The sequence below is a fragment of the Pseudochrobactrum sp. AO18b genome (genome assembly GCF_000409565.1).
In the GTDB taxonomy this organism is placed as follows: domain Bacteria; phylum Pseudomonadota; class Alphaproteobacteria; order Rhizobiales; family Rhizobiaceae; genus Pseudochrobactrum; species Pseudochrobactrum saccharolyticum.
In genome coordinates, this window is record NZ_ANNO01000296.1 from 1 (window position 1) to 13,462 (window position 13,462).

The following is a 13,462-nucleotide window of genomic DNA, read 5'->3' on the forward strand; positions in this document are numbered from 1 at the left end:
TTTAACCGCCTCCGGATCGCCGGTGGCTTTTGAAGGATTATCCGAGAGTTTCACCGCCGGACGGCCATTGGCGTCAATCACCTTACAGACCAGTGAAATGGCTCCTAGTCCTGAAACGTGTTTCGGTGCGCAGCCAATAAAATCATTGGTGAGATTGGTGCCCCAACCAAAGCTCATCCGCACACGGCCTTCAAAGTGGCGGTAGGTCTCTTCAATCGTATCTACATCCAGCGCATCGGAGAAGATCAGCAATTTCTCACGCGGGTCTTTGCCCTTGGATTTCCACCATTCAATAATCCGCTCTCCGCCCTCAATAGGCGGTGAACTGTCGGGGCGGAAACCTGTCCAGTCTGCAACCCAGTCCGGCGCATCCCGCAGGAATGCTGTGGTGCCGAATGCATCCGGCAACACGATCAGCAAATTACCGCCATAATAGCGGTTCCAGTCCTGCAACACGCGGTAAGGTGCCGAGCGTAATTCTTCATCCGTATCGGCCATAGCTGCCAGCACCATCGGCAATTCATGGGCATTGGTGCCGAGCGCTTCCAGATCAGTGTCCATCGCCAGAAGCACATTGCTGGTGCCGGTAAAGGCATCGCCGATGCCTTCTTTCAGCGCTTCCACACACCAGCGCTGCCAGAGGAACGAATGACGGCGGCGGGTGCCGAAATCAGAGATTTTCAGATCCGGCAATTGGCGCAGACGATCAACCTTGCCCCACATTTTGGCTTTGGCACGGGCATAAAGCACATCCAGCGCGAAAGGCCCGAGAGACTTCATCGCTGCGCGGGAGCGCAATTCATTGATAATCGCCAGTGCCGGAATTTCCCACATTGTCGTATGCGTCCACGGTCCGTGGAAATGCAGTTCATATTGTCCGTCGCGGCGTGTCAGCTCGTATTCCGGCAGCTGGAATGTGCTGAGCCATTGCAGAAATTCCGGCGCAAAAATCTGCTTGCGACCATAGAATGTATTACCGGCCAGCCAGATCATTTCCTTTTTGGTCATGCGCAATGAGCGGGCATGGTCAAGCTGCGCACGCAACTCACCTTCATCAATCTCATCGGCAAGCCGCACAGTTTTCGAGCGGTTAATCAGCGAGAAAGTCGCATCCACCTGCGGATACAGCCCCCAGATCATTTGCAGCATCAAAAGCTTATAAAAATCCGTATCCAGCAGACTGCGAACAATCGGATCCAGCTTCCACGTATGGTTATAAACGCGCTGCGCAATATCTGTTCTGGTCATGCCAGATGTCCTTATCTGATCCGATGAGATTTATTCTCATCCTGAGCATCATTCTTGTTGGACAGACCATAAGCAGAATTCAGCAAAAATAAAGGGCGATGATTGCTCACCGCCCTTTATTTAAAGTTTCTGTTTAGTCTGACTTATTTCAGTTCAAGCACAATCTCGTGCTGTCCCTGCGTTGTCAGTGCAATACCGGCATCGCGTTTTTTGACTGCTTTGCCGTCCACTTTCAGACTGTCCCGACCGGCTTTATTGCGCACTGTGATTTTATACAGTGCTTCACCATGACGGTAATCCAGTTCAAAACCATCCCAGTCAGACGGTAATACCGGATTGAGGAACATCTCATTGCCGCGCTTGCTCAAGCCGAGAATACCCTCTGTCGCCACACGATAGAACCAGCCTGCAGAACCGGTATACCATGTCCAGCCGCCCTGACCGCGACGCGGTTCAACAGAATAAATATCCGCTGCAATCACATAAGGCTCGACACGATAGGTCTCAGGATTTTCGCCGTGATGCACCGGATTAATCAGCGAGAACAGCTTGTAAGCCTCATCACCACGACCGAGCTTGGTCAGCGCCATGATCGCCCATGTGGCACCATGGGTATATTGCCCGCCATTCTCACGCACACCACGCGGATAGCCTTTAATATAACCCGGCTCATGTTCAGTCTTGTCAAATGGCGGAGTGAACAGACGCAGCAAGCCGCCCTCTTCATCCAGCAAATGCTTTTCAAGCGATGCCATTGCTTGGATCTCGCGTTCAGGATCAGCAACACCGGACAGCACAGCCCAGCTCTGGGCAATCGCATCAATCTGACATTCGTCGCTCAGATGCGATCCGAGCGGTGCGCCATCGTCGAAATAACCGCGACGATACCATTCACCGTCCCAGCCATGCTCTTCCAATGCCTTGTTCAGAGCATCCAGATGCTTCTGCATAGTTTCCGCACGGCTCGTATCACCACGCGAAACACTCAGCGGAATAAACTGCTGCAATGTATAGCTCAGGAACCAGCCGAGCCAGACGCTCTCGCCTTTACCTTCAACGCCGACAAGGTTCATACCGTCATTCCAGTCGCCGCCAAGGATCAGCGGTAGACCATGCTGACCTGTGCGCTGCATGGCCAGTTCCAACCCTTTCACGCAATGCTCATAGACCGTATCGGTTTTGTCGGAGGTTTCCGGCTGATAGAAAGCATCATGTTCGCCCTCGCCCAAAGCACGGCCCTGCAGATAAGCAATCTCCTCATCAAGCACCGCCAGATCGCCGGTCACCTGCGTATAGAGCGTTGCCGCATATGACAGCCACACCACATCATCGGAGATCAGTGTGCGCACGCCTGCACCAGTGACCGGCAACCACCAATGCTGCACATCACCTTCAGCAAACTGACGACCAGCGACATTGAGCAATTGCTTGCGCGCCAAGAGCGGATCAAGCATCAGCAAAGACAGCGTATCCTGCAACTGATCGCGGAAACCATAGGCACCGCTGGCCTGATAGAACGCCGCACGCGCCAGAATACGCGAAGCCTTGCTCTGATAAGGCAGCCAGCGATTGACCATCAGATCGAAAGAGCGATCCGGCGTTTTCACCTGCAATGGCGCAGTGAAATCCTGCCATTGCCCAGAAGTACGCGCCAGCAGACCATCCATATCCAGACCACGGCTATAGGTAATCAGTCCCTGTGCCGTTTCTTCATCTTTAGCATTACCAAGAATGAAGAGAATGTCCTTGGTCTGCCCTGCGCTTAGTTCCAGATCATAGCTCAGAGCCGCGCAAGGATCGCGTCCGGCCTCAACTGTGCCAGACAGGGATTTGCCCTGCATCACACAATCAGGTTCTGTCACGGAACCGGTGACACCGATAAACTCCTGACGATCAGAGGTCACTGATACCGGCAGAATATTGGCTGTCAGGAAAGCCACCTGCCCTGCCTTGTCGGTATGATAAGGATTGCGGGCAAAGAGTGCGCCCAGTTCCTCGTCAAAACGCGGAACAATATAAGCGGCGTTTTTGGCACGGACATTGCCCAGCACCCATTCCGCATAATTATACAACCGCAGACGTTTCATCGACTGGCCGCGATTAACAAGCCGCAGACGCGTCAGGCGCACCGGCTTGTCCGGATCGACCGCCATTGTCAGTTCACAGAACACATCACCATGTTTAGAGGTGAATGTGCTAAAGCCCTGACCGTGACGCGCTTCATAGGTCACATCCGCATCGCGGATGACATTGGCCGCAGGTGCGAAGACCTTACCGCTGTCACGATCCGCAATATAAAGCGCCTCGCCCGGCAGATTGGAAACCGGATCATTTGACCATGGGGTCAGCTGATAGTCACGGCTGTTACCGCTCCATGTGAAAGCGGAACCTTCCGCTGAAACATGGAAGCCGAATTCCGCATTGGCAATCACATTGATCCACGGATGCGGGGTTGTGCGGTCACCATTGAGACGCACAACATAATTGCCGTCTGTATCAAAACCGCCATAGCTGTTCCAGAATTCCAGCCCGTCACCGGAAACCGGCTTATTTGTTATAGACTGGCGCGGAGCCACACCCGGCAATTTGGTGATGGCTTTTACACCATCACCGCTTTGCTGTGCGGCATCAGCTTCTGCAGCCAGACGGCTGTCGCGGCGGTTCAGACGCGGATCAGCACTTTCCGGTTTGGTTTCTTTGCGATGTGCCAGATCAACGGAGAGTTCCTGAATACGCTTGAGCTGCTCTGCCAGAGAACCGTTCTGCGCATGCATCACAATCCGTGCAGCAGCAAGCAGCGTATTATAGGACGTCTCGCTCATCTGATCGCGGCGCACCGTGAAGATGTGCTGTTTCTGTCCCTGATGCTGCGAACGGACACGGAAACTTTCCGTCAGCCATTCAACTGCACGCTGGGTATCCTGCGCATAGGAAAATGCCCGTTCATTGACCACAACCACATCGACGGTGAGGCCTTTTTCGCGCCAGTATTCCTGTGCTTTCAGCACACCGCGCAGCACTTCAAGATCAGCCTCATTATCAATCCGCAGCACGAAAATCGGATCATCGCCGGAAATCGACAATGGCCAGAGATCAGACTGCGCACCAAGACCCGCAGCAATCACTTCCGACGGCTGGCGCAAAGCGCGATCCGGATAGATCAGATAGGCAGCGGTTTTCTGGTAATCTGTCGCCTCAGCCGGTTTGATACCGACATGATGCAGACGCACTTGGCTACGTGTCCATGACAAAGTATATTCACGGGCAAAAGCCTCCGGATAACGCAGAACTGCCGCTTTTTCTTCCAGATATGAGCGCGAACCACCCGCCAGTGTCCAGAACACCAGCGACACTTTTTTATGCGCCGGAACACGGACACGGGTACGCAATGAGGCAACCGGATCAAGCACAGTGCCCTGACTGCCGGTAAACTTCATCTCCGGATCGAAAGCCGCCGGATTACGCAGCGTGCGGCCACGGCCGATAAAGACACGGCGGTCAGTTTCAGCTTCAGTCTCACGCACAGCGCCCGACAGATCAGTCACGAAATGCGCCACATGTACTTCTGTGTCTGACGGTGCACGCTTGCGCCGTTTGGCATAGATTGTTGTGCCGTCCGGTGCGATTTCCGTTTCCACAAACATCTTGGCAAAAGCCGGATGTGCATCATCCGTATCCGGATTATTCAGCACCAGTTCCGCATAGGATGTGACCTCGATCACACGGTCGCGCGAACTGGTATTGATAATATCAATCCGGCGTCCCTCACCATCGACATCCGTGGTGACAATGGTTTCCACCACAGTCTTGATATCACCGGAGGTCTTATAGAATTCGGCCTTATCTTCCGTGAACACCGTCTTGGTTTCTGTTTCCAGATGGCGCGACGGCTCACCGGTCGCCGACCACCAGCGTCCGCTTTCAATATCACGCAGGAACAGGAAGCTGCCCTGCATGCCTTCAGACGCATCGGGTTGGAAGCGGGTAATCGCCAGATCATGCCAGCGGCTGTAGCCATTACCGGCAGCCGTCAGCATCAGCGAATACTGACCATTGGACATCAGATGCACGCTGCGTGGTGCTTTCAACGGCTCTTCGATAATGCGCATCGGCGCTTCATCAAAGGCACCGCTGTCCACACGCATCGGATTTTCCGTCTTGGCATAAACCATCGGAATTTCACGCGGTGCTTTTTCCTGCAACAGCAGTTCAGCAGCTTCAATCACCGGATCGGAGTGGAAACGGCTGCGCATACGACCGTCAAAAATCACATTATTGACCGCGATAATCGACATGCCATGGTGATGCGCATAATAGTTTTTCACCACAGCGCATTTTTCACCTTCACGCACACGCGACGGAGTGAAATCCACGGCATCGTGGAAACCGTAACGCCCCAAAGCGCCGAGCTTCTGCAAGGTCTTCAGGTTGGAAACCGCATCAGCAGGGCGATATTGCGAGGCCAAAAGGCTTGCATAAGGTGCAATCACCGCATTACGCGACAGACCGCGCTGCAGACCCAGTTTCGGCACACCGAAATTGGAATATTGGTAATTCATCTGCGGATCGCGGGCATTATAGGCCGCTTCCGAAATACCCCAAGGCAGACCGCGCGAGGTGGCATATTCGATCTGACGCTGCACGACCAGCTTGTTGGTCTGGTCAAGAAGCGAGCCAAGCGGCTCATTCATCACCAGCGGCGGCATCAGATATTCGAACATTGAGCCTGACCAGGACAGCAGAGCGCCTTTCCAACCAACCGGCACCAGCAGGCGGCCAAGTTTGAACCAATGTTCTACCGGCACATCGCCCTTGGCAATCGCAAACAGGCTGGCAAGGCGGGCTTCCGAAGCCAGAAGATCGTAGCAGCTCTCATCGAGTTCGTTTTCCTGCACGCGGAAGCCGATCGATAGCAGGCGGCGTTCCTTGCGCTCAAGGAAGCCGAATTCCATGTCAAAAGCCAGCTGACGGGCGCGGCTGGCAAGGCTCTGTAACTGCATGCGCAGTTCTTCAGCATTATGCTCGCCGATCGCATCATCCGTATGGGCTTTACAGGTAGCAACCAGTGTACGTGCCCATTCCAGCGCTTCCTGCGACTGGGTAGTTTCCAGCTCGTCATCCAGCTCCAGCGCCAGCTTTTCAATATCCTTGGCGAAGAGTGAAATATTGATGGTGCGGAAAGAGGCGGTTTCCGGCTCCTCGCGGAAGGAACGCACAGCGCGGCGGAAATTGGCAATCCGCTCTTCCAAACGGCGACGCAGTGGGCGCAGAATACGGCGATCATCCGGAATGGCAGCAATTGCCTCTTCCAGAATGTCGTTAACGTCGAGAATGCCTTCAAAATCGCCCTGCAGATAGACGGACGGTGCCTGCGCCCATTCTTCCAGCGCCGAAGACAGTGTAACCAGATGACCGGCCAGATTGCCGCTATCCACTGCCGACACATAAAGCGGCTGCAATGGTTTCAGCGTATCAGTCTCATACCAGTTATAGAGATGGCCACGAAATTTCTCCATCTTCTCCAACGTATCCAGCGTCAGACCGATACGGTTCAGCGTATCGTTGAAGCCGATCCAGCCGAAATCACGCGCCGAAATCACAGAGAGGAAATAGACACCGATATTGGTCGGGGATGTGCGCATTGCCACAATACCCACCGGATCTTCCTGATAATTATCCGGCGGCAGATGGTTGCCTTCCTCATTGGTGAAGGCTTCGAAATAGCGCCATGTACGGCGGGCATAGCGGCGCAGATCGCCTTTATCGCTTGAGCGGACTTCCAGCGTATCCTGTGGTTTAGCCGAGCGGCTTACCGCCCATGCAATCCATGGCGAAGCAATCCAGATCACGGCAAAAGGCACAGCAATCAGCACCGCTTTGCTGCCGAACAATACCGGAAGCAGGAATGCCAATGCACCGATCAACAACGACGGCCACATCAGCCGCACATAGAAATCCAGCGTGTCGGAAGACTTCATCTGCGCGGCCGCGCGCCACGCCAGAAGATAACGGCGGGAGACAAACAGACGATAGAAAGTACGGACAATCGCATCGCCCATCAGCGTTGCGCTATGGGCAATGAAGCTGAGACGCAGAGCCATATCCGCAAAAGCCAGCGTCACATCGGTGAGAACCGACTGAGCATGGCCTTTCAGCGAATAATCCATATTCACTGGAATAAGATTGGTGACGATGCCGAAAATCATCGGCACGAACATCGCCAAAATCAGGAACAGCTGCCAGATGGTGGCAACGCCGAGCGGCAGCAAACACCAGCCCGCAAAAGACGCAATCACCCACATGATCGGGTTGAGCGAACGGCGCAGATTATCGGCCATTTTCCAGCGGGTGACATTGCTGACACCTTTGCCGGTTGAGAACAAGAATGGCAGCAACTGCCAATCACCACGCGCCCAGCGGTGATGACGGGAAATATCAACATTATAGCCGGTCGGGTAATCTTCCACGACCTCGACATCACTGGCGAGCGCACAGCGGGCATAGCCGCCTTCGAGAAGATCGTGACTGAGGACTGTATTTTCCTCAATCTTGCCCTGCATCACCCGTTCAAAGGCATCAACATCATAGAGGCCTTTACCGGTGAAAGTACCCTCGCCCAGCAGGTCCTGATAAACATCGGAAACTGCAAAAACGTATGGATCAATACCGCGATTGGCGGAGAAGACGCGCTGCAGAAATGAGGCCTCATCGCCGGTGGTCAGCGACGGGGTAACACGCGGCTGCAAAATACCGTAACCGCTGGTAATACGGCCGGTTTTCTCGTCAAAGACCGGATGATTGAGCGGATGTGACAGTTTGCCGACCAGATTGGTCACCGATTGCGGTGTCAGACGGGTGTCAGAATCCAGTGTCATCACATAGCGGATATCGCGCGGCAACGGCACATCCGACGGGAAGAAGCTGGTATCATGATCACCACGCAGCAGCAGGTTCAGCTCATGCAGCTTACCGCGCTTGCGCTCCCAGCCCATCCAGCAACCCTGTGACGGATTGTAAAGACGGCGGCGATGCAGGAAGAAGAACCGCGCCTGACCATTGGTGGCATAATCCTCTCCGGCATAATGCGCATTGAGCCTTGCGACTTCCTCGCGGGCATAATCCAGCACTTCCATATCGGCAGGCGTGACTTCCACATTGCTGTCTGTCCAGTCACTGACAATCGCAAAATAGACCTCACCGCGCGGATTGGTCAGATAATGCACTTCGAGATTGCGGATATGCTCATCCACACTGTCGCGCGAATTAATCAGCGTTGGTACGGCCACCAGCGTGCGGGCATCGGCAGGCAGACCGTCGCGATATTCATAACCGACAAGACGGTTCGGCTGTACAAACCACGGCACCAGCGAATTAAACAGGCCAAGTGAGGCTTCATAGGCAGGGAACAGCGCGAGGATAGTGAAAAGCAGCTGTTCGCTCTCGCCAAAACCGATGCGACCCATGCCGGTATAAACCAGCACCAGCAGGCCGATAGTCATTGCCCAGACCGGTGCAGCGATCCCCCACAGGCCGAGCCCGCGATAGAGACGCAGCAGGCGCGATGACAAAGGCGGCGTATAACCGCAAATCTGCTCCAGCTCGGTGCGGGCATTACCGCTCAGATAATAGGCAATTGCACCGCTTTGTTCACGCTCGGTGATTTTATGCTCACGCAGCGATTTTTCACGCGCCAGCCGCAAAGCCGTATTGGTCACCTCAATTTCCGTCATACGGGAATTGCGGGCGATCTTTTCAATGGTCACGCGATAGCTGTTGCGTGAGGCGAAATCGAGATTTTCGAAATCGCTGTTCTCGCGCAGGATCGCATCCATAATGCTGACAGTCTCAACCCATGAGGTCCAGTCCACGTCATCAATGGTTTTGAGCGAGCGGATAATATTGCCCATGGTCATACCGCCGGTGGACTGGCGGGAATGTTCCTCGACAATAATCTCCTCAACATCGCGTCCGGTGGCTTCAAGCTGGGCTTCCAGCCATTCAATCGCCGGTCCGGTAGCCGTGGATGCACTGCGCAAACGATAAAGCAGATGCGTGGCGAAAGTGCCGTCGCGTGCCGGTTCGCTATATTCTGTCAGGATGGATTGCAGCTCTTCCGGTGAAGAGGCGACCACAATCTTGTCCGCCACGCGATTGGCGAAATTGCGCATCGCACGGGCGCGCTCAACACGCAGCGCCAAACGACGGGCATTTTCCACCAGCATGAAACGGATAACCGATGGCAGCGCCCATAATTCACCAATGCGCAGCGGTTCCACACTCTGGAAACCGTCGATCAGTGCTTTCAGGCTTTTGAGCGAGAAACCACTGTCGCTATGGGCAACATAGAGCCATGCCAGTGCGAAAACCCGCGGCAGGCCTTCGGTGCTCAGATTGGCCGATGCATCGGTGTTTTTTGCTACAGCACCATCCGGATGGATATTGGCTGCCAGCGGCAGCTGGCGCAAAAACTTATCCGGCAAATCGCGGCGTGCCTGCTGCATGCTTTTATCGACAACGTAATAATTGTCGAGCAGCCACTGGGCAGCCGGCGTAATCGTCTCGCCGTTGCGCGATGCCGCATCGGACGAGCGATAGGCATGCAGGATCAGACCGGCATTTTCCGCAAGCCGTTTGTTAAAGTCGAATTTCTCATAATCGGGCAGGCGCACGGCTTCATTGCGGGCCAGCGCCGCAGCGAGCAGTTGTAATTCTTCTGGTGTTTTATAATGCCCCCTGATTGGCAAAGGCAAAACCGGCAAAAGGCGGTCAGCAACAGGGCGGGAAAACAACGATGAAAGAGAGAAAGACAAAGCCGGCATATGCCTTTTACAGCCTTTTATAAGATTTAAGTTCCGCTACGGATGGTCAGATTTGCCATATCCGCAAACACATGCTTCAGATCCCGTGAATTTCATGAAGATTCACGCATGATCGGTGGTGTTAAACAGTTATGACCAAATTACGTCCGCAAAGAATGCCATGGTCGAATTTGGTAAAATCGCAAAGCACAAATCATAGCTGATTTTAACTTTACGTTATAAAAATCAACAGGCTACCCCCTGCAATTTGCGTTCCCACAATGCGCAAGCCCTGACAAAGCTGGGGCAGCACGCTTTGATATAATGCCAGAGGGTGAGAAAAGTTGCCTGAGTGTACTTTAAACGGATTAAATTATTTTGAAAGTCCCCCTTTCTGATAAGAAAAACGCCGGATATCAGAGCCGAAATTCAGCCCCGTATCCGGCGTTTCAGAGAATCATTTTTCGAGCTGTATCTCTTCAGTTTTGAGAGGCAAAGACCCGCCAGTATTTCGGACGGAACGCCAAACGACTACCGGTCACCGCTTCATTCTCGGCCGGAATTTCAATCTCGACAATTTCGCGGTTACCGCCGACTTCCAGCTCAACACGGCGCTTGGCGCCCACACGCCGTGTCGCGGTGACCACACCGGCAATGCAGCCGCCGCATCCCTCCACCAGCTCCACATCATGGGGTCGAAAATATAGCACGGCTTCTCCGTCTGCCTGATCGGTTTTCAGCCCCAGCGAGCGATCCGCCAACCAGAGTGCCCCCTGCTCCACACGCACATTCAGACGGCTGGATTCACCGATAAAACCATAGACGAAAGCAGAATTCGGGCTGTCATAAATCTCGTCCGGTGTTCCGACTTGTTCGATACGCCCCTGACTCATCACCACAACACGGTCGGCGAGTTCCAGCGCCTCATCCTGATCGTGGGTTACAAAGACCGTCGTATGACCGGTGCTGTCATGAATCTCACGCAGCCATTTGCGCAGTTCTTTTCGCACCTGCGCATCCAGTGCACCGAAAGGCTCATCCAGCAACAATACATGCGGTTCAATCGCCATGGCACGTGCCAGAGCCACGCGCTGACGCTGACCACCGGAGAGCTGTGCCGGATAACGGTTTTCCAAGCCCTGCAATTGCACCAGATTGAGCAGATCGACCGCGCGCTTATGGATTTCTGCTTTGGACGGACGCGTAGAGCGCGGGCGTACTTTCAAACCAAATCCGACATTCTGCGCCAATGTCATATGACGGAACAAAGCATAATGCTGGAATACAAAACCAACATTGCGTTCCTGCACGGTTTTATTCGAGGCATCATCCTCGCCAAAATAGACCGTGCCTTCTGTCGGGCTTTCCAGTCCTGCAATCAGACGCAATAAAGTGGTCTTACCCGAGCCGGAAGGGCCGAGCAAAGCAATCAGCTCGCCTGAACGAATATCAAGCGAAACGTTGTGCAGCGCCGGAAACTGCTCAAACTCCTTGCGCACCTCAACAACGCGTACTTCCATTCTCAATCCTTTCAGGCACCCTCATGCCAGTGCAATGCAATTCATATTCGAGCATTCAAAATGCTCTGTCTCTTTGTTGTAAGCGTACCCTGAAAACCGCTCACACTTTTCGGGATGCGCTATTCATGCGCAAAACGCATTACAAACTAAACCCCGTCATGCGAAAAACGCATTTCCAGTATCGTCTTCAAAACGAGTGTTATCAGCGCCAGTCCCGCCAGCAGCGATGCCACTGCAAATGCCGCCACGATATTCTCGCTATACATCATCTCCACATGCAACGGCGTGGTCGTCGTCAGCCCGCGAATACGCCCCGACACCACCGCCACCGCACCGAACTCTCCCATTGCACGCGCATTACACAGCAACACGCCGTAAAGCAGCCCCCAGCGAATATTCGGCAAAGTCACATAGAGAAAGGTTTTCCAGCCGCTTGCCCCCAGCGATAAAGCGGCCTCTTCATCACCTGTTCCCTGCTCCTGCATCAGCGGGATCAGCTCACGGGCAACAAATGGAAAAGTGACAAAGATCGTTGCCAGAACAATACCGGGAACAGCAAACAATATCTGGATATTATGCGACTGAAACCACGATCCGAGCATACTATTACCGCCGAACAGCAGCACGAAAACCAGCCCTGAAATCACCGGCGACACCGAAAACGGCAGATCAATCAGCGTGATGAGAAAGGTCTTGCCGCGAAACTCGAATTTGGCAATCGCCCATGAAGCAGCAATCCCGAAAACCATATTCAAAGGCACTGCAATAGCTGCAATCAGCAAAGTCAGACGGATAGCCGAGACTGCATCCGGATCGGTCAGTGCTTCCAGATAAGCACCGGTGCCTTTGCTGAAAGCCTGCGCAAAAATTACGATCAGCGGCAGCACAATGAACAAGGCCATAAACAACAGCCCTGTCAGTGTCAGAAACCAGCGCATAGCCGGTGTTTCTGTGACCGCTGAGCGGTTATGCGCCGTGTGATTATGCTTCAGACGACGCGAAAACAGTTTTCCGGCACTAGCTGCCATAGCCATATCTCCTGCGTGTCCGTGTCTGGATCAGATTGACGATGAGCAGCATCACAAAAGAAATCAGCATCATCACCGTGGCCAGCACTGTAGCTGCGGAATAATCGAATTCCTCAAGCTTGATGAAGATCAGCAAAGGCGCAATTTCAGTCGAATAAGGCCGGTTACCGGCGATAAAAATCACCGAGCCATATTCCCCGACCGCACGGGCAAAGGCCAGCGAAAAACCGGTCAGAATAGCCGGTTGCAAACCAGGTAAAAGCACACGGAACACGGTCTGAAAGCGACTGGCACCCAGCGTTGCCGCTGCCTCCTCCTGTTCACGGCTGATCTCTTCAATCACCGGCTGGATCGTGCGCACCACAAATGGCAGGCCAATAAAAACCAGCGCCACAACGATACCGGCCTGTGTAAAAGCAATACGGATATCCAGCGGCATCAGCCATGCACCGATCCAGCCTTTCGGCGCATAAAGCGCTGTCAGCGCAATACCGGCAACCGCAGTGGGCAGAGCGAAAGGCAGATCGACCATCGCATCGACCAGCCTTCTGCCCGGAAAGCGGTAACGAACAAGCACCCATGCAACAATGCCGCCAAAAACCACATTAATCAGCGCGGCCAAAATCGCACTGAAAAAGCTGACCTGCAAGGCATGAACCAGTCGGGGATCCGTTGCCAGTTGCCAGAAACGTGCCGGCCCCACCCCGACGGCATGGAGCATCAGCACCATCAGCGGGATCAGGATCAGCAGGGACAGATAGGCCACGCTGAAGCCCAGTGTCAGGCCAAAACCCGGCAGGATGGACGGCTTGCGCCATGCCTGCCAGAAGGGCGGTTTTTTCCCGCTTTTATGTGGCTGATCCGGTTT

5 protein-coding genes are annotated in these 13,462 nt (G+C 53.9%); all 5 read right to left on the reverse strand.

Annotated features, from left to right (window positions below; translation table 11 throughout):
* On the reverse strand, nt 1-1,248 hold a 1,248-nt coding region (gene pncB / locus A918_RS0112035; RefSeq protein ID WP_022711311.1), incomplete at its 3' end, for a nicotinate phosphoribosyltransferase.
* Between the two features lie 143 nt (nt 1,249-1,391).
* Complete coding sequence (locus A918_RS0112040; protein ID WP_022711312.1) at nt 1,392-10,067, reverse strand: GH36-type glycosyl hydrolase domain-containing protein; 8,676 nt, start codon at nt 10,065-10,067, stop codon at nt 1,392-1,394.
* Nucleotides 10,068-10,525: 458 nt separating this feature from the next.
* Entirely contained in the window at nt 10,526-11,566 is a 1,041-nt protein-coding gene (locus A918_RS0112045) for a sulfate/molybdate ABC transporter ATP-binding protein (RefSeq protein ID WP_022711313.1), read from the reverse strand.
* Between the two features lie 146 nt (nt 11,567-11,712).
* Entirely contained in the window at nt 11,713-12,594 is an 882-nt protein-coding gene (gene cysW, locus A918_RS0112050) for a sulfate ABC transporter permease subunit CysW (RefSeq protein WP_022711314.1), read from the reverse strand.
* Nucleotides 12,584-13,396: a sulfate ABC transporter permease subunit CysT gene (gene cysT / locus A918_RS20310; RefSeq protein WP_084664793.1), complete on the reverse strand. Its 813-nt coding sequence runs from the start codon at nt 13,394-13,396 to the stop codon at nt 12,584-12,586. The genes cysW and cysT overlap by 11 nt, the downstream gene beginning before the upstream one ends.
* Nucleotides 13,397-13,462: the final 66 nt, after the last annotated feature.

What these genes read in the sequence shown, in the direction of transcription:
- A918_RS0112040 (WP_022711312.1), bottom strand. Translation starts at nt 10,067, where the DNA reads ATGCCGGCTTTGTCTTTCTCTCTTTCATCGTTGTTTTCCCGCCCTGTT.
- cysW (WP_022711314.1), bottom strand. Translation starts at nt 12,594, where the DNA reads ATGGCAGCTAGTGCCGGAAAACTGTTTTCGCGTCGTCTGAAGCATAAT.
- A918_RS0112045 (WP_022711313.1), bottom strand. Translation starts at nt 11,566, where the DNA reads ATGGAAGTACGCGTTGTTGAGGTGCGCAAGGAGTTTGAGCAGTTTCCG.